This is a genomic window from Rothia endophytica (assembly GCF_039543885.1).
Classification (GTDB): domain Bacteria; phylum Actinomycetota; class Actinomycetes; order Actinomycetales; family Micrococcaceae; genus Rothia; species Rothia endophytica.
Map to the genome: position 1 here is coordinate 1317378 of NZ_BAABKP010000001.1, position 18545 is coordinate 1335922.

15 protein-coding genes are annotated in these 18545 nt (G+C 49.9%); 7 read left to right on the forward strand and 8 right to left on the reverse strand.

Annotated features, from left to right (window positions below):
- Positions 1 to 103: 103 nt before the first annotated feature.
- Complete coding sequence (locus ABD982_RS05915) at positions 104 to 739, forward strand: TIGR03085 family metal-binding protein (protein WP_345445537.1); 636 nt, start codon at positions 104 to 106, stop codon at positions 737 to 739.
- Positions 740 to 849: 110 nt separating this feature from the next.
- On the opposite strand, the gene ABD982_RS05920 is transcribed toward ABD982_RS05915, so the two are convergent.
- On the reverse strand, positions 850 to 1311 hold the full coding sequence (locus ABD982_RS05920) for a DUF2087 domain-containing protein (protein WP_345445539.1): 462 nt from the start codon (positions 1309 to 1311) through the stop codon (positions 850 to 852).
- 507 nt (positions 1312 to 1818) lie between these two features.
- Between ABD982_RS05920 and ABD982_RS05925 the strand changes: the two genes are divergently transcribed.
- From ABD982_RS05925 to ABD982_RS05950, 6 genes are all read left to right on the forward strand, one after another.
- Entirely contained in the window at positions 1819 to 3810 is a 1992-nt protein-coding gene (locus ABD982_RS05925) for a type I restriction-modification system subunit M (RefSeq protein ID WP_345445541.1), read from the forward strand.
- The gene (locus ABD982_RS05930; protein WP_345445543.1) at positions 3810 to 4970 is read left to right on the forward strand and encodes a restriction endonuclease subunit S; all 1161 of its coding nucleotides are present in this window, start codon (positions 3810 to 3812) and stop codon (positions 4968 to 4970) included. The genes ABD982_RS05925 and ABD982_RS05930 overlap by 1 nt, the downstream gene beginning before the upstream one ends.
- A gap of 4 nt (positions 4971 to 4974) precedes the next feature.
- Positions 4975 to 6723 (forward strand): AAA family ATPase, encoded by a 1749-nt coding sequence (locus ABD982_RS05935; protein ID WP_345445545.1) that lies wholly within the window; start codon positions 4975 to 4977, stop codon positions 6721 to 6723.
- Positions 6724 to 7000: 277 nt separating this feature from the next.
- A complete protein-coding gene (locus tag ABD982_RS05940) occupies positions 7001 to 7753 on the forward strand; it encodes an HNH endonuclease (protein ID WP_345445547.1) in 753 nt (250 codons plus the stop codon).
- A gap of 1 nt (position 7754) precedes the next feature.
- On the forward strand, positions 7755 to 10901 hold the full coding sequence (locus ABD982_RS05945; RefSeq protein WP_345445549.1) for a type I restriction endonuclease subunit R: 3147 nt from the start codon (positions 7755 to 7757) through the stop codon (positions 10899 to 10901).
- 138 nt (positions 10902 to 11039) lie between these two features.
- On the forward strand, positions 11040 to 12041 hold the full coding sequence (locus ABD982_RS05950) for an Abi family protein (RefSeq protein WP_345445551.1): 1002 nt from the start codon (positions 11040 to 11042) through the stop codon (positions 12039 to 12041).
- An 858-nt stretch (positions 12042 to 12899) separates the two neighbouring features.
- Here ABD982_RS05950 and ABD982_RS05955 read toward each other — a convergent pair.
- The 7 genes from ABD982_RS05955 to ribH form a co-directional block, all read right to left on the reverse strand.
- Positions 12900 to 13034, reverse strand: a complete 135-nt coding sequence (locus tag ABD982_RS05955) for a hypothetical protein (RefSeq protein ID WP_345445553.1) — start codon at positions 13032 to 13034, stop codon at positions 12900 to 12902.
- 12 nt (positions 13035 to 13046) lie between these two features.
- Positions 13047 to 13808, reverse strand: a complete 762-nt coding sequence (gene hisF, locus ABD982_RS05960; RefSeq protein WP_345445555.1) for an imidazole glycerol phosphate synthase subunit HisF — start codon at positions 13806 to 13808, stop codon at positions 13047 to 13049.
- Between the two features lie 75 nt (positions 13809 to 13883).
- The gene (gene hisG, locus ABD982_RS05965; protein WP_251379911.1) at positions 13884 to 14729 is read right to left on the reverse strand and encodes an ATP phosphoribosyltransferase; all 846 of its coding nucleotides are present in this window, start codon (positions 14727 to 14729) and stop codon (positions 13884 to 13886) included.
- 17 nt (positions 14730 to 14746) lie between these two features.
- Positions 14747 to 15010 (reverse strand): phosphoribosyl-ATP diphosphatase, encoded by a 264-nt coding sequence (locus ABD982_RS05970; protein ID WP_251379910.1) that lies wholly within the window; start codon positions 15008 to 15010, stop codon positions 14747 to 14749.
- 87 nt (positions 15011 to 15097) lie between these two features.
- On the reverse strand, positions 15098 to 16471 hold the full coding sequence (locus tag ABD982_RS05975) for a threonine/serine exporter family protein (RefSeq protein WP_345445558.1): 1374 nt from the start codon (positions 16469 to 16471) through the stop codon (positions 15098 to 15100).
- A 157-nt stretch (positions 16472 to 16628) separates the two neighbouring features.
- Positions 16629 to 17792: a thermonuclease family protein gene (locus tag ABD982_RS05980; protein ID WP_345445560.1), complete on the reverse strand. Its 1164-nt coding sequence runs from the start codon at positions 17790 to 17792 to the stop codon at positions 16629 to 16631.
- Positions 17793 to 18039: 247 nt separating this feature from the next.
- Complete coding sequence (gene ribH, locus ABD982_RS05985) at positions 18040 to 18513, reverse strand: 6,7-dimethyl-8-ribityllumazine synthase (RefSeq protein WP_345445562.1); 474 nt, start codon at positions 18511 to 18513, stop codon at positions 18040 to 18042.
- Between the last annotated feature and the right edge of the window lie 32 nt (positions 18514 to 18545).

Sequence of the window (18545 nt, forward strand, 5' to 3'; positions counted from 1 at the left end):
CACACCATAGTGAACGCTAGCTGAGTTTTTACCCTATGTTTTGGGTGGGTGCTCCGCAGGTTAATCATGCACCAGGCAGACGTGCGAGGGTTAGGATGGGGCTATGACTACTTATTCTGCCGCCGATGTAATTGCCGCTGAACGTACCGCCCTCGTAGGGACCCTCAATGAAGCGGGGCCTGCTGCACCCACCCTGTGTGAGGGATGGCAAACCCGGCACCTGCTAGCTCACTTGATTCTGCGAGAAACCCAGCCGCTGGTTGCTGCCGGTGTGATGGGGGGCCCCTTGGGCAAGAGGACAGAGCGGCTGACCAATGAGTACGCTCAGCAGTTGGCTGACCCCGCGTCCTACCGGTTGGCAGTGCAGAAGTTCGCTGACCTACCCGGCTATGGTGGCATGCGCAAGCGCTGGCCTGTAGCCGATGCCGCTATGAATACCCTCGAATATCTGGTCCATACCGAAGATGTACGCCGTGCAACCGGTGATCTGAGCCCTCGAGAGGTGCCTGCTGAAACCCAGCAAAAAATTTGGGATGATGTACGCAGCCGCGGGCGTCTTTTGGCCGGCAAGAGTTACCCTGAAGGGCTGGTTCTTGAAGCACCGGGTTACTCCCCCTCTACTGCGACTATTCAGGGGCCTAAACCAGGAAAGGTAGCAACAGTGCTCAGCGGTCAGCCAGCCGAGCTAGTGCTCTACCTCTTCGGGCGCGAGTCCGCGGCCCGGATTGAGGTGAGTTAAGGGCCGGTTGTGGCGCACGTCAGCTCCGCTACGCCCCAAGTAGGGACCAGAAAACTCCCAATAGTATGTGTGCACCACAAGCATTTCGGGAGGAATCTGGCCCCTAGTTGCTACATAGTCTCTGCGGCCAGGTAACCCGGCAGCCACATCGCTTCCCAGGCCGGGGCCTCGGCAGCCAGCACGGTACCTTCCCGGTCGGGAGCCCGGGTTGCCAGGCAATACGCGGAGGCGTCAGCGGTTCGCACCAGGTAACCGTACTCGACCATTTCCCGGCGCATAAAGGCATAATCCTGCCAGAGAGCGGCCAGAATCTCATTGACCTGCTTCTCGGTATAGGTGCGACCAGGCTCAAAATAGGTCACTAGGTGCAGCAGCAGGTGGGCGCGGGTGCGGCGTTTGGAGGGCCAGGAGGTCAGGTGTCCGCCCTGCAGAAAACGGTCAACGACTGTGCGGTGCTCTGCGTAGGCTTGTTCGCGGGGATCGGCCAGGACGTCGGTCGTCGGCCTGGTCTTGAGCAGGGCTGCTCGGGCGGTGGTGTAGTTCTCACCGGTTTCTTCCATGCGGGCGCGCACGAGCTTTTTGAAGTTTGAGTGGGCAGTCGCGGGTATCGACTTTCTTCGCACTCTAGCTGCGGCATCAATCGACGGTTCGGTGGTGCCTGCCCCGGCTTTGGGTGAGCCGGTGCAACCCGAGAATTTTCTTCCCTTCGCGCTGGGGGCCTGCTTGCTAGAGTCACAGGGGCAAAGCGCTGGGCGGTGGGTGACGCCACACACCTTTATATCACAGTCACTCCCGAATGTAATCGAAAATGCCATCTGTACGTTCTTTGCTCGCGCAGATGGCATTTTCGATTACATTCAATGAGCGGACGGACGCCCGCCCCGGCTTGGCGGGGCTCCTCCCCTTGTCTGGCAGGAGCTCTTGAACCTTCTGCCGTTCAGTAGGCAAGACACAAGAACTGCACTTCAACTTCCCAGCCTGCCCCTTGAGTATGATTAGTTTTCATCGGGGTAAAAGCTCTGTCTAGTGGCTAGGGCTTTTATTCGGATCCATTAGTTTGCCAATGTTGAGGGGCTTGTGTGTCTTCTTTGAACTATTCTCAGTTCATTTGGAATGTGGCTGATGTGTTGCGCGGTACCTATAAGCAGCATCAGTACGGTCAGATTATTTTGCCTTTCACGGTGTTGGCGCGTCTTGATGCGGTGCTTGAGCCGACTAAGCAGGCTGTTCTTGAGGCAACAGAGGGCTATGTGCTCGATATGATTCCTCCGGCTATGCTGTCTGCCCGCGCGGGGCACGATTACAGTTTCTATAACCTCTCCCAGCACAACCTCAAGACCGTGGCTAATGACCCCGATACCCTTGAGCAGAACCTGCGTTCTTACATCAATCAGTTCAGTGAGAACGTGCGCGATATTTTTGAGAAGTATAAGTTCGAAGACACTATCGCAGATCTGGCCGCCCAGAACCTGCTCTATCAGGTGATTCAGCATTTCTCGCGGGTGAACCTGCACCCAGAGAATGTGAGCAATGAGCAGATGGGCAACATCTTCGAAGAACTCATTCGCAAGTTCGCTGAGGCTTCGAATGAGACTGCCGGTGAGCACTTCACCCCGCGCGAGGTCATTGAGCTGATGGTTAACCTGTTGCTGGCTGATGATGAAGATTTGCGCACTGATTATATTGCCCGGTCGGTCTATGATCCCACCGCTGGCACCGGCGGTATGCTGTCGGTGGCTGACGATAAGATTCACCAGCTCAACCCCACAGCCGATGTGAGCCTGCTGGGCCAGGAGCTCAACCCCGAGTCCTATGCGATTTGTAAGGCGGACATGGTGGTTAAGGGCCAGGACGTCGATAACATCGCTCTCGGCAACACGCTCACTGATCCGGCTTTTGAGAACCGTACCTTCCACTATGGGCTGAGCAACCCGCCCTTTGGCGTGGATTGGAAGGGTGCTAAGGCTGTGGTTGAGGCTGAGCATAAGAACCAGGGTTTTGCGGGTCGTTTTGGTGCTGGCCTGCCCCGTGTGTCTGACGGGTCGCTCCTTTTCTTGCAGCATCTGATTTCTAAGCTCAATGAGCCGACGGTGGCTAGTAATGGTGTTGCCCAGGTGGGTGGCCGTGGTGCCATTGTTTTGAATGGTTCTCCCCTGTTTACGGGTGGTGCTGGGTCTGGTGAGTCGAATATCCGTAAGTGGGTTTTGGACCAGGATTACCTTGAGGCGATTATTGGCCTGCCTACAGACATGTTCTATAACACCGGTATTTCTACCTATATTTGGGTGCTGAATAAGCAGAAGAAGGCTGAGCGTAAGGGTAAGGTTCAGCTGATTGACGCGACGAATACGTTTGAGAAAATGCGTAAGTCGGTGGGGTCTAAGCGTAAGCGGTTGAGTGAGGAGCAGATTGCTGAGATTACCCGCCTCTATGCTGCTTTTGATGCTGCGGATGATAAGCGTTCTAAGGTTTTTGATCGTGAGGAGTTTATGTACCGCACGATTACGGTGGAGCGCCCTTTGCGGTTGAATTGGGGTTTTACTGCTGAGCGGGTGGAGCGTTTGTTGGCTTCTAAGGAGTTTGGCAAGCTCAAGCTGGCTGAGGGTGAAGACGCCGCTGTGCGGATTTCTCTTGCTTCTTTAGTTGAGAGCACAGCGGGTGCCGTTGGTGCTGATGTGGCCAGAGTGAAGGCTGAGCTCTTGCAGGTGTTTGCGGACGCCGGCGCCCTGGTGAAACCTGCGGCTTTGACTAAGTTGGTGGATGAGTTGGCTGAACGCGATGAATCCGCTGAGGTAGTGATGAAGGCTAAGAAGCCGGTGGCTGATTCTACCCTGCGTGATACTGAGAATGTGCCCTGGGACGAGGATATTCACGAGTACCTGGAGCGCGAAGTCAAGCCTTTTGTGCCGGATGCCTGGATTGATGAGTCTAAGACTAAGGAGGGCGCGGAGATTCCTTTTACCCGCCACTTCTACGAGTACGTACCACCGCGCTCCCTGGAAGAGATTGACCGCGGCCTCAACGAGGTGCTGGGCCGAATCAAGAAGAGGCTGGAAGAGGTGCTTGGTTAATGGCAGCAAAGACCGCTCAACTCAAATACCTAGCAAAAGTAACACTTGGAAAAATGCTGCAGCCTGCTGAAAGCATCCAGGTTGGTCAAGAAATGAAACCATATTTGAAGGCCTCTTCAATTACGACTTCTGGTCTAAACTTGGACGCTCTTCAAGAGATGCCCTTTTCCTCAAAAGAGCAATCTCATCTTGACCTTCGTAAAAATGATGTCGTCGTAGTTGAGGGCGGATCTATAGGCAGAAGCGCCTACATCAAGGAAGATTTACCTGGCATCCATTTCCAAAATTCAGTAAATCGAGTACGGCCGTTACCCGGGAACGACGGTAGGTATATAAACTACGCTTTAATGGTCTTAGAGCAATCAGGATATTTTGAATCCATTACGAATCAAGCAACGATTAGTCACCTGACTGCTGAAAAATTGGAAAGAGTTCCTATCCCTCTGCGGAGTTTTGAGGAGCAAAAACGTATCGCAGATGAGCTTGACCGTGAGCTGGCAGAGATTGATAATTTAATCGCTGATGTACAGCGACTTGAAAGTCTAGAGCAGGAACGTATTGTTGCTGAGCGAGATTGGGCTTTTGAACAGTCTGAAACTTCAGTTCCATTGAGATACATAGCTCAGTTCATTACAAGTGGGTCTCGTGGTTGGGGTGATTACGTTGGCAGCGTAGGTAGCCCATTCATGCGGATAACTAATTTGCGGCGTGATTCCGTTGAACCTGATTTATCGAATTTGTTGTATGTAGATACGGCCAGACTACCTAATAATGAGGGAAAGCGGTCCCAACTTCAGGTTGGAGATATCATAATTTCCATCACAGCCGATTTAGGGTCGGTGACAGTTGTAGATGAACGTATCGCAGGTGGCTACGTTAGCCAACATCTTGCTTTGGTTCGCATTGATGCTGAAAAGTACGACCCACATCAGATTGCTGAAGCAATTTTGAGCAGTAAGATAAAAAATCAAATCGCTCAAAAATCTTACGGTGGAACAAAAATGCAATTAAGCCTCATGGATATTAATGATTTAATAATTCCAATATCTAATAACCACCATTCAAATAATACACCTTCATTCAAAAAAATATATAAAGTTATTTTCGAAAAAAGAAAATCGATTTTAAATAAAATCTATTCCCAAACACTAGGAAAATAGAGCAGTGACAAATATAAATTTTGAAAATGTTTTTGACATTCGCGATTTAACTACGAAACATGAGGGAGAACTTATAGGAAATACATTCTATTACGAATATGATAACTGGAATGATTTTGGATATCATTGCTTATATAGAATAGCTTACTGCTTTCCTGACAATTATAAGCACGTTGGGTACGATAAGATTTTTAACATTGGAGTGGTAAGAATAGCATTTAAAGACCAGTTGAAACATAAAAAAAATGATTTGATTAGAGAAATGATAAACGGCGAAAAAGAAGGCTTGTTATCATACGGTTCTAAAACCTACTATGAAAACATTATCAAGCTAGAAAATATGGGGCTAATAAATTCAAATGATTTTTTTGATTTTATGCATGATATCGCCTATAATATTAATTTTGCCACAGAAAGTTTTCCAGAGTACAATTCCCCCGAAGACATGTACTGGTCACGTCCTTATGGCAGAACAAATCAACCATTCGAAAACCCACTTAATAATTCACTGTTACGCGATGAAAGTGCCGCCGATGAATATATAAGAAATAGCAAAATTGCAAACCGTAAATCATATTTTCCCGACTACATTATCAAGATTAATAATGACTTAGTTGAGGATGACATTGAACTTCGCCCTAGAAAGTCTCTTGCCGATGAAGTTCTAAACAAAAGTGTCTACTGCATTATAGGAAAAAATGGTGTAGGGAAATCTACACTTCTAAAGAAAATTTATAACGATTTCAATAAATCGAATATTATATTTTCAAACCAGGATGGGGTAATACAACAAAGCAAAATTTATTTTGTATCATTGTCTCCTTTTGAAGCTGCACTCGCTGAATCGGAAAATAAAAAATACTTTGGCCTCCAGATGCAGCAAGAAGCTCTTAGCCAAGATATCTATAATTTACTATCAGATAACTTGAAGAAAAAATTTGGCCCAGATTTTCAAATATCTGAAGATTCTTCTTATGTCTCAAAGGATATTTTTTTCAACCGATTCATAACGTCTATTACTGATATTTGCTTCAAAAACAACTCTGACAGATGGATAATTTTACTGAATAAAATTGTTCCATCTTGGGCTAGGTATGAAGATGTTTTTGACAAGTCTCAACGTGTATTTTTAAAGGCTAAGGAAAATGAATATAATAGTATTGGTGAATATTTTAGTAGGCAGCCTGCCGGAATAAATTTGGAAAATGATAAAAAGGCGATTAAAGATTTTTACGATAACCTTTATTCCTTGATGTATAGCCAGAGTAGCGGAATATCCTTCATAATTTTGGTACTAACATTTATATTCTCAACTATTTCTGAAAACTCAATCATCCTATTCGATGAGCCCGAAAATCATCTTCACCCACCTATGCTATCTAGTTTAATTGATGCTGTTTCTTGGGTCTGTAATGATACTAATTCCGTTGCGCTCATAGCAACTCATTCGCCTGTTGTTGTTCAGCAACTAACAAGACAAAATGTTTTTATCCTAGAAAACAACTCAGACAACGAATTCAAAATATCCCACACTAATCCAACAATCAATACATTTGGTGAAAATATAGGAAAATTAAATAGAATTATTTTTGCATATGAAATTGATAAATCTGGATACTATGGCAGGATTAAAGAATATTATACACAGCTAGATAGGAACCAAGAAATAATTAATGTGCTCCTTGAGAATTCAGGAATTGAAGGGAAGGCATTGATATCTGAGAGGGAAGTATTTTTTGATAAAGATAAATAAGTTAATCCCAGATTGGGACTTGAAATACTTCATTAGTTTAAATGGTTACTCTATCGATAATTTTACATATAATTTCAATGTCTCCGACTTGAAAAAAACCAGGTCAAATAGAAAGTATTATATAGAACCAGCATATCTCAAGTCACTATATACATTAATTAAGTTCCAGGAAAAGTGGTACCTTCAATTTTTTAAAGATTTTCCCAGCAATATTTCGACTCCGATGAAATCCTGTGGCATTGATATTGAGTATACAGAGATGGTGAAGAAACACGGAGTGAAAACAGGAAAATTAGTTAAATGCAATACTTCGTCTGATGAAAACGATTTCTCGGATTTTATGGAGTATCTATACAATAGATTTAAAGGTGATTATTTAAGAAAGCTTCACCAATACACTCGAAATGGAAAATGCAGCTACTGTCAGATTTCCCGAGCAAACACGCTAGATCATTTTTTACCAAAAAATGACTTTCCGTTACTCTCTGTCTCTCCTTGGAATCTAATTCCTGCTTGTTCTGAATGTAATTCAAAAATATTGAGTAGGAATAATAATTTATCCAATTTGATGCTTATTCACCCGTTTTTTATTGATACTGATTGGTCAGACTGCCTAAGTTTTACCCCGTCAGAGCATTTCTTTGAGCTAACAGGTTATACCTCGAACAACTACTTAAAAAATCATATATCAACCTGTGGCCTGCAAGAAAAATGGAATAACCTAGCCCTTTCTGAAATATCAGAGCTTAGAGAAATTTACCAAAGTTTTATTTCAGTAGATAAATCTAGTATTGCATATAAACAAATTATGAACTACATTGATCATCAAAAATCTTCGCGGAAGATTGTTGAAAAATTACTTTTTTCAAGCATTGACGAGCATATTAAACATTTCTTCGGCATGATAACCGGAGTTAATTTTATGACAGAAATCGATGTAGCTACCAGTAATGCGGACCTCGAAATTATCAAAATTAAAAGTATCATAAATGATGTTGACCCTTCATTGAGAGAATTTATTGATTTTTAAAATGTATTATCAGTATCTCGAACGTCCTCTCCAGCAAGACATCTGCGCCTACCTGGCCGCTCACGGGTGGGTGCACTCCCCCAACTCCGCAGGCTACGACGCTAGGCGCGCCCTCTACCCCGCCGACGTCCTCACCTGGCTACAAACCAGCGACCCCAAAAACTACGCCACCCTCATGAAACCCGGCACAGACCCCACTATCCGGCAAGCCCAAGAAAACCGCCTGCTCGACCGGCTCGTCACCAAACTCGCAGCCCCAGAAGAACAAGGCGGCGGAACCCTCAACGTCCTACGCAAAGGCTTCAGCGTACCCGGCGCACGCCGCCCCTTCCACCTGCTCGCCTACCCGCCCCAAGACAGCCGCAACCCCGAACTCACCGCCCTCTACCACAAGAACATCCTGCGCGTCGTCGAAGAAGTCCGCTACAACCCAACAGACGAAACCGCCCGCATCGACCTCGTCCTCTTCATCAACGGCTTACCCGTAGCCACCATCGAAATCAAAAGCGAATACACCCAAACCCTCCAAGACGCCATCAACCAATACCGCACCGACCGCACCCCCACTACCTCGCCCCTGCTCCAAGAACACCGCGGCGCCCTCGTCCACTTCGCCCTCTCCCAAGACGAAATCGCCATGACCACCAAACTGGCAGGAAAAGCAACCAACTTCCTCCCCTTCAACCGCGGAGCCAACGGCGGCGCAGGCAACCCCATCATCGACGGCAAACTCGCCACCAGCTACTTCTGGGAAGAAATCCTCGAGCCCAACACCTGGATCACCATCCTTACCAAATTCATCTACACCAACCACCAAAAAATTACCGACCCCCTCACAGGCAAAACCACCTCACTCAGCCACATCAGATTTCCCCGCTACCACCAGTGGCGAGCCGTCACCAAACTCGTCCAAGCAGCCCGCACCGAAGGCGCAGGGCACAAATACCTGGTGCAACACTCAGCAGGCTCCGGTAAAACCGACTCCATCGCCTGGACGGCCCACCGGCTCTCCAACCTGCACACCCCAGACGGCGAGCGTGTCTTCGACTCCGTCATCGTCATCGCCGACCGGCAGGTACTCGACCAGCAGCTCCAGGACGCCATCGACCAGCTCGTCACCACCGCCGGCACCTTCCAGCCCATTACGCGCGGCAGCGGCGACTCAAAATCTAAACAGCTCGTCGAAGCGCTAACCACCGGCGTGCCCATCATCGGCGTCACTCTGCAAACCTTCCCCTTCGCCCTGGCAGAAATGACGAAGGAGGGCGGTCAGCTCGCCGGTAAGCACTTTGCCATTATTGCTGACGAAGCCCACTCTTCTCAGTCGGGTAAGGCCACTGACTCTATCAAGGAAATGCTAAACACCGAGATTGACGCCGGTATCGAAGAGTCAGACCCCGAAGCTGACCAGGTGGCTCTGACCAAGATGGCCCAGCGTGTGGTGGGTGAGGGCCACCAGGTGTCCTTCTTTGCCTTCACCGCAACACCCAAGGCTAAAACCCTTGAGGTCTTTGGGCGACGGGCCGACGGCACCGGCCCTCACCAGCCCTTCGACCTCTACCCCATGAAGCAGGCCATTGAAGAGGGCTTCATTCTTGACGTGCTCAAGAACTACACCACCTACCAGATGGCAGCCAAAATCGCCCAGAAGAACGAGGACAGCGGGGCAGACGAAGAAATCGACATCCGCAAGGGCACTAAGAGTCTCATCAACTTTGTGGAGCTGCACCCCACCAATGTTGCCTCCAAGGTAGCGGTGATTCTTGAGCACTTTGAGGGCCGAGTCAAGCAGGAACTCGGCGGTAAAGCCAAAGCCATGGTGGTGACGTCCTCGCGCGCTGCTGCCGTACGCTACCAGCGGGCTTTTGAAAAAGCTATCGCCGAGAAAGCCCTGCCGCTCAAGACCCTGGTTGCTTTCTCCGGTGAACTGCCCGACCCCGACGTTGAGGTAGTGCCCGGGGTGGATACACCCACCGTGACGGAAGCGTCCATGAACCCTGACCTCAAAGGCAGGAACCTGGCTGAGGTCTTCAACCAGGACGGCCAGCATATCCTGATCGTGGCCAACAAGTACCAGACGGGCTTTGACCAGCCCCTCTTGGTTGCCATGTACGTTGATAAGAAACTATCTGGTATCACCGCAGTGCAGACCCTCTCCCGCCTCAACCGCCGCGCTGACGGTAAAGAGAACACCTTCATTCTGGACTTCGTCAACGACCCCGAACAGATACGCGCCGCCTTCGTCGAGTACTACGAGGACGCCCGCATCGAGACCGAATCAGACCTCGACCTGGTTGCCAAACAGGTCGACAAGCTCGACGCGGCCGGTATCTACAACCGGGCAGATGTGGAACAGTTCTGGGAAAAGTGGGTTGCCCCCGGTGCCCGGCAGGCGTCCTTTGACTCCCTCATCTCCATACCCGTGCAGCGGTTTGTGACGCGCTGGCGGGCAGCGCAGGAAGGGGTTGATGGTTCTGCTGACCGAGCCGCCCTTGAGGTACTGCTGGAGTTCCGCTCAACCCTCGCCCAGTACGTGAAGTCCTACGCCTTCTTCTCGCAAATTTTCAACTTCGGCGACCCCTACTACGAGAAACTCTCTGCCTTCGCTGACCTGCTCGCGCGCAAGCTGCGCCGCTTCACCCTCGATGAGGTGTCACCCGAGGTAGTGAACGTGGACGACATCGTGCTCACCCACTACCGCCTCGAAAAGCTACGTGAAGAGGAAGACTTGAAACTCTCGTCCTCCCAGGCGGCTGGGTTGCAGGGCATGACGGAGGCCGGCCTCGCCAGCATTCAGGAGCGCGAGCGCAAAGCCCGCTCTGAGCTGATTGAGAAGATTAATAAGTACTTCCACGGCCTTGATTTGAGTGACGAGCACCAGGTGGGCTTTGCTACCACCTTTGTGGCTGAGGCGGCCAAGGACGCCGGGCTCAAGCAAAGCGCCATGGCCAACACCAAGGTGGACTTCTACCACTCGAAGAATGTGCGCGTTGGCCTGGCGAATAAGCTCTGGGACTACAGCTCAGACACGGCTGACCTGATTGACCACGTGCGCAAGATGCCCGCGGAGCAGTTCGTGGAGTTCATGCTCGACATGGGCCTGTACGAGCTGCTGCGGGGCGAGAAGGTGGAGGAGATGAGCCACTAAATCTGTAAGTTACTCTTGAGAGACAATGGAACATTTCATGTGATATGGTGAAGATATCAGACACCGCCCACCTCTGTTACATGGAACCCCAAAGTTCTGCATGTATCATGTGGCGGTTTTCATTTTAAGTAGGTACTTATGGCTGAAAAAGGCTTCCTAGACCACCCAGATCTCATCGACAGACTTGAGCAACTGGGAATGCACATCAACGATAAGACTAAAGCTGAAGCAGAGCTCAGAAGACTCGGCTATCACAGCACGAGTGGCTACAGGTATCCCTTTAGAAAACTTCGAGAGCCCCTCACAGATGAGCTCATTAAACGCAGAGAGTTCCGTCATGACGAGTTTGAAGCTGGCTCAAGATTCGAAGACTCTATCGCGCTTGCCGATTTTGATACCAAGCTACGTGCCGTCATCTTGACTGGTATCTTTGACTTAGAGGTAAGACTAAGAACTGCTATTGCGCATGTGATCGCACAGAAAAATCCCAAAGGGCATCTAGATATTTCATGCCTAGATACTAACAGGTGCCTTGAACTTACTTCTTCCCAAAATGAAACATCCAAGTTTGAGGCTTGGAAAGCTCAGTACGAGAGCGATAAAAAATCCAAAAATAATGACGATTTCATAGCGCACCATACTCTTGTCTACAAGACAGAAATTCCTGTGTGGGCAGCACTAGAAAGGGTGTCCTTTGGAACCCTAATTCACTTTTATCTTTTGATGAAGGTAGAAGACCAAAATGATGTGGCAAGAAAGTTCGGGGTTCGACAAGGCACCAAGTTTGGCTCCTGGCTACTTTCAATCATGGACTTAAGAAACGACTGCGCTCATGGCGCAAGAGTTTTCAATAAGAGCATGAAGAGAAATGTATCTGTTCCTCCGAACTCTTACTTCAAAAAATATCTAAAACATATTGATAAGACACTCACAGCCGACAAAGTTTACATGCCGTGTGTCTTACTTGCCCACATGCTTAGATGCCATGAATCTGGAACTAATTGGCACAACACGTTCAAAACACAGGTTAAAAAGCTACCCCAAATATATTTGAAAGAACTATCTGAACCGCTTATTACTGCCGAACGGAACATGGGTTTTCCTAGCAACTGGCAAGAATTAGAAATCTGGAATAACTAATATTCCACATGGACCTGCACGAACTGCTTCGGGGCAAGAAGGTGGAGGAGCTGAGCCACTAGATTCGTATTTTCTGAGAATCCAGAATAAGGCTAACGGCTGTGGTGTTCTCCCCTTCCTCATCACAGAAAAGAATAGGAGCGATAGGCTGAACGTCAGTGAAGAAATATATCATTTCTAGGATAGGAGTGTAGGAAATGACTATTAGCGCTGTGAGTTCTGCGATGTATAGAGCAGTAAGAAAAGCTAAAAAGGTACTGAAGACCAGTGGCAAAACTACAACTCGTCGCTCACACACCGAACATACGCGTGGCACAGATGGGCTAACAGACGCAAAACGGAGTCTCTATGCTCTACAGGCAAAGTCTCTGCACAACAGCCTGCCCATTAAAGACCTCGAAAAGGCATTTAGCCGTCTAGCTGCAGAGAAACACTAAAGCCCTGTAGGTTTTATTTTCGAAATTCCGCTGGGAGAGGTAAGGCAAGCCTGGCTCACAGCGAAGCTGCTGGCTCGATGAAGTGAGCGAGTGCGAACGCGCGAGCACACAAGAGCGAACGAAATCCGCCGTCAGGCGGGGCGTGAGGGTCAGGCTTGCGCCTATTCCGCCCGCAGATTTATTTCCTCGCGCGCTCGGAATCTGCTGGGCTCCATCCAGCGTGAACCTGGTGCTCCTTACTCGTCGTCTCCTACCGTACTTCGTACCCCACCGCCCAGATTACTAGACCGGCCTTATATTGCGTTTATGTAGGCTCAAATGAATCTTTACATAGACTCGAAGTTAAACTTGTACATCCTCTGTACAAAATTTTGTACAGAGGATGTACAAGTTGTTAAAAGTACTAGGTGGTTTCGCTAGTTTACCAAGGGAGCTCAGCGCTTCCTTCGTCTAAAGGTTCTAGCCGAGCTTGCACAATGCTCTCACGTACTTCAGCGATAGAACTAAGGTAAAGAGTTTCCTGAGTTGCTAGCCAATCATCTTCAGTAGTCATCATCAAGATGCTTTCCTACCGCACCTCGTACCCAGCGGCGCGGATTGCGTCCTTGACTTCCCCAATGCTGACCTCGCCGAAGTGGAAAATGGACGCTGCCAGCACGGCGTTCGCACCAGCCTCAACAGCAGGTGGGAAATGTTCGGGAGCGCCAGCGCCACCCGAGGCAATCAGCGGAATAGAGACAACATCGCGCACCGCGCGAATCATGGGCAGGTCAAAACCAGCCTTAGTTCCGTCAGCGTCGATCGAGTTCAGAAGAATCTCACCCATCCCGCGCTCCTGAGCTTCAGCAGCCCATTCCAGCAGGTCAAGACCGGTATCCTTGCGCCCACCGTGGGTAGTTACTTCCCAGCCAGATGCAGTGTTACCGGTCTTCTTAGCGTCAAGGGACAGTACCAAAACCTGAGAGCCAAACCGCTCGGTAATCTCATTGATTACTTCGGGGCGATGAATGGCAGCAGTATTAATGGACGCCTTATCGGCACCGGTGCGCAGCAGACGGTCAACGTCCTCAGCGGTACGCACTCCGCCACCAACAGTCAGAGGAATAAAGACCTGCTCAGCGGTCTGCCCTACCACCTCAAAAGTAGTGGCTCGGTCGGAGGAAGACGCCGTGACATCCAGGAAGGTCAGTTCATCAGCGCCCGCCTCGTTATAGCGCTTCGCTAGCTCAACCGGGTCACCGGCATCCCGTAAGCCTTCAAATTTAACGCCCTTCACCACGCGGCCAGCGTCCACATCCAGGCAAGGAATCACACGAATAGCAACGCCCACAGCGCCACCTCACTTTCACACGAGAAATTAAGTAAAAAGGCGGCGCCCCTCAGTGAGGACGCCGCCGCAAGAGTTTTACAGGCGAGCAGCCTGGATGGCGGTCACTAGAATGCCCCTCCCACCGATGTGGTAGAGAGAATCCATCACTCGGTTAGCTGACTTGCGCGGAACCATAGAGCGCACCGCAACCCAGCCTTCACGAGACAGAGGAGAAATCGTGGGTGATTCTAGGCCCGGGGTGAGAGTAGTCGCCTGAGGGAGCAAGGATTCTTCAATGTTGTAGTCAATCATCACATACTGGCGTGCAATCAGCACACCTTCTAGACGACGCTGCAGGCGCTCCAGTCCCGCGTGGTCTTCAACGCCGGGGCGCTTAATCAGCAGAGCTTCGCTGCGCATAATAGGGTCACCAAAAGGCTCCAGACCGGCTGCGCGCATAGTGTTGCCAGTTTCAACTACGTCAGCGATCGCGTCCGCTACGCCCAGACGGATGGAGGACTCGATGGCGCCGTCCAGACGGATAACTTCAGCGTCGATACCTGAGCGTTCCAGGTAGTTAGTCAGCAGTTTCTTGTAGGAGGTCGCAATGCGCTTGCCCTTGAGTTGGGCGGGGTCAGAGAAGACTCCAGCCGGGCCAGCGAAACGGAAGGTTGATTTAGCGAAATCTAGATTGAGAGCTTCTTCTGCGTGGGTCCCAGAATCCTGTAGCAGGTCGCGGCCGGTGATTCCGACGTCGAGAGTTCCTTCGCCTACATAAACCGCAATATCACGGGGGCGCAGGTAAAAGAACTCAATCTCATTCTCTTGGTCCACGAGCACTAGTTCGCGGGAATCACGGCGCTGGAGGTAGCCAGCTTCGGTGAGCATGGTGGCAGCTGCCTGTGAGAGCATGCCTTTATTGGGGACTGCAACGCGCAGCATATTGGTTTTCCTTTTGCTTAGAGGTACGTGTAGATATCTTCGGGAGTCAGTCCCTTGGCGATCATCATGACCTGCAAATGGTAAATCAATTGTGAAGCTTCCTCAGCGAACTCAGCGTCCGACTGGAACTCAGCAGCCATCCAGACCTCGGCGGCCTCTTCAACAATTTTCTTGCCGATGAAATGGACGCCCTGATCCAGCTCTGCAACGGTGCCAGAGCCTTCGGGGCGGGTTTCTGCTTTTTCGGTTAGTTCTGCGAATAGCGATTCAAAGTTCTTCACCGTCTAACTCTAACCCCTGGCCTTAGCATGGCTCAAAGTTTGAACGGTTTGTTTCTCACATGCCGAGGTGTTCTCTTCGTTTGAAGGTTAGCGTTGCCCGCCACCATCACTCTCAACCTTAGAAAATGGCTTACTAAATACGGGCAAAATAATGTCCTGCGCATTGTACTCATCGACCATCACCTTGCTATAGGTTTGCCCTGGGTGGCTATGTTTAAACTGGGCGCGTCTGAGGGCCCACATCATTTCTGATACCAGGTACTGTCCAGCAGTGCCGCCTGCCGATAGACAGTAGGTAATCAGCAGCGCCTGCCCCAGCGTCCCCAGTGCACCTTCTACGCTAAAGAGGGTTCCCAGCATGCCTTGATAAATCATCATCCCCGGAAAAAGAGGCAAAAAGCTGACAGTCATAATAGCGTTAGAGGTTAGTTTCATCGGCTTTGCTAAGAGGACGCAGGCGCCACCTACTATGAGGGCGGCTAGAGCTGTGGCGGCGTGAGGGCTTAACCCTAGGTTAGTGATGAGAAGGTAGGTTGCCTGTGCAGCTACACCCGTTGCGGCTAAGACCAGCAACTGCCATTTTCTTCCGCCGCAGGAAATCGCAAAACCCAGACTAACGAGGGCAGCTCCCACGATGGGGTCAGTGGAAACCTCGGTTTCAGCATCCAAAAGTTTGATGAAGATAAGGTTGTCGGGGACGAACAGGCGAGAAACACCGATACCAACGCTAACGCCTGTCACCAGACCCGCTGTACAGATAATTGCATCCATTAGTCGGCCAAGAGCCGAAAGGTACCACCCTGTAATGGAGTCCTGCGCCGCTGCGTAAGCTGCGATTCCCGCCAGGTAAGCGGCTAGGGACGACACCACGATGATCGCTACGTCTGTGGTTGCCGTCAGCATGCTGAAAACCGTGGCGCTGAGCACCGCTGTAAAGCCTGCACCAGCAAACCTAAACAGGCCCGGGGCACGAGCAAAATTAACCCAGCTGTAGACCAATGAAACCAGAAGAGAAGAAATCAGAGCACCGAGAGCAGTAATCCAGGTAGCTCCAATGATTTGGCTGAAACCTATGCCAAGTAGACCAAATCCTAACATCGACCACGTCCATGAAAGCGAGTGTAACGAGCTCTGCTCTTGTTCAAGAAGTTCGATACCCTCAGCTGCACTAATTTGGTGAGTGAGAAACCGTTGCACTGTATCTTCGGTCTTTGACCGCCATTGAATGTCTAGGCCGGCGGGGGTGACTTCAAAAATCTCTGTATAGGGCAGCTGGTTCTCGCCGCGTGAATCGCTAATGATGAGTTGCCCCATCGTGACGCTCACAGTCACGCTCGTAAGACCCGCTGCTGTACTGATACCCAGGAGGGTTTTGGTGGTTGAGGCAGAGCTTGCCCCACTGCGGATGAGTGAATCGCCCACTAAAGATAAGAATTTATAGGTTTCAACGTAGTGGGTCATATTATCGAGGCTATCGCTTCTAACGCCCGATCATCAAGCAGGCTTAACCTAAGTACCACCACGGCAAGATCTACGGCTTTTATCGAGGTCAGGTAACATCAACCGGCGGTTCGAAGGTATCTAACTGGCTGAAAAACAAATATTTTCACTTTTGAGCTTAGGGACAAGGTTTCCATGTCTTACCGCCAGGGGCGTAACAGCGCGGCCCAGTGTAGTTAGGATAAGGTTCTTGAACCGGAGCTGGCTCCTGATAAGTAGGTTGAGGAGCAGGCTGGGCAGGTTCCGGGTTCGGGTTATCTGGAGCTGGAGCAGGTGCATACTCCGGCTGAACAACCTGTTCTGCTGCTACTCTGTCAGCTTCCGCTTGAGCTGCTTCGGCCTGTTCTGATGCTACTCTGTCAGCTTCCGCTTGAGCTGCTTCGGCTTGTTCTTCTGCGATTCTCTGGGCGGCGGCTTGCTGTTCAGCGGCTACTTGCTCCATTTCTGCGGCATCGTGCTGTGTATTGGTCTCACCAGCACTTCCATCATCTACAGCGGACTGAGCCGGAATTGTTTGCGCATACTTAGATTTCAGATCTTTTAACTGAATTAGTTGTTTTTGGGCAGCGAATGTAGCGCCGTAAGAAGCTAAGTGCGTAAATGCTTCGTCGGTGGGTACTTTTTCAAGAATCTCAATGAGCAGGTCTGCCTCTGATAGTAAAGAATCGAGTTCTTCCTGAGTTTGGGCACTCTCCATTCGAGACTGTAGAGCATTAATTTGTGCAGGAATCGAACATGAAATATCAGGGCTGAATAACCCAGTCTTAGTATTGATAGCCATATTTTGGGCATTAAGAACCCTGGCATAGAATTTGCTGTTGGGTTCGAATACTACCGCAGTACCAAAACCGGATCGAGCTATTTCTTCATTGACAAATTCGCCATCGAGTAAGAATACACCGGCAAGTGTTCTGTCGTATTTGTCCTTTTTCTGGACATCATATTCAAGGTGAACCTGAGTACCAGCAGGTAATTTACGCTCTAAGAACTCCGTTGCTTCAGGCCCGAGACATTGAACGGTCTTATTAGGGTGCTTTGTCTCAGGAGTATCGATGTTCAGCAGGCGGATAACTGTTGCTTTGCCTGAATCATCAACTTCAATAGTATCGCCGTCTATCACCCGTTTTACGGTAGCTGACGCAGATAAAGCCTGCGTTGTTGTTGCTGCTTGCGATGTTGCCGAAGGTTCCGGTTTTGGCTGAACCTCATCTGTAGACGAACAACCGACCAGGAGTAGTAGCGCTGGAATTACCAGTATTGCACGGCGAATACCTATTTTCATATTTCCTCTGTGACATGTGTGCTTATGTATGAAGGTTTCTGCTCAGCTAGCAGAGTAAAGCAGGCCACAATAAGCCTTCATCTACTTTAAGCCATTGCAAACAGGCTTTGTTACCAATCAGTAATATGGACAGAATATTTACACAAAATAGTGACCCGTTAACTATGTCAACCGAAACTTTACTGGCATGTTCTTCCTCCATGCCAGTAAAGTTTCGGCTTACATCCAGGGATACGTCCTGCGTCAGCTAACTGATGTTACGCAAGGCCAGCACTGTCTCTACTGCAGCGGCGAAAGCCTCGTAACCTTTATCCTCTGAGGAGCCGGGTAGTCCAGCCCTGTCGATTCCCTGTTGCTCTGTATCGCAGGTCAAGACGCCGAAGCCCACGGGAGTCTTGCTCTGCACTGAAACGGTGGTCAGTCCTGTGGTCGCAGCATCACACACATAATCAAAGTGAGGGGTGCCACCACGTACCACTACGCCCAGGGCGACCACAGCATCAAAAGATTCAGCCAGGGTAGCTGCGGCCACCGGCAGTTCAAAGGTGCCAGGTACACGCACCACGGTCGGTTCGATACCCGCGTCGGCTGCCGCACGGCGAGCGCCGTCCAGCAGTCCGTCCATAATTTGGGTATGCCAGGACGCCGCCACAACGGCGACCTTTAGTCCTTTGGCTTCTTCGGGGTTAAGGGTGGGGGCGGGTGCTCCTGCTCCGCTCATGGGGTTCTCCTTAGGGTAGTGAACAGAAAAAA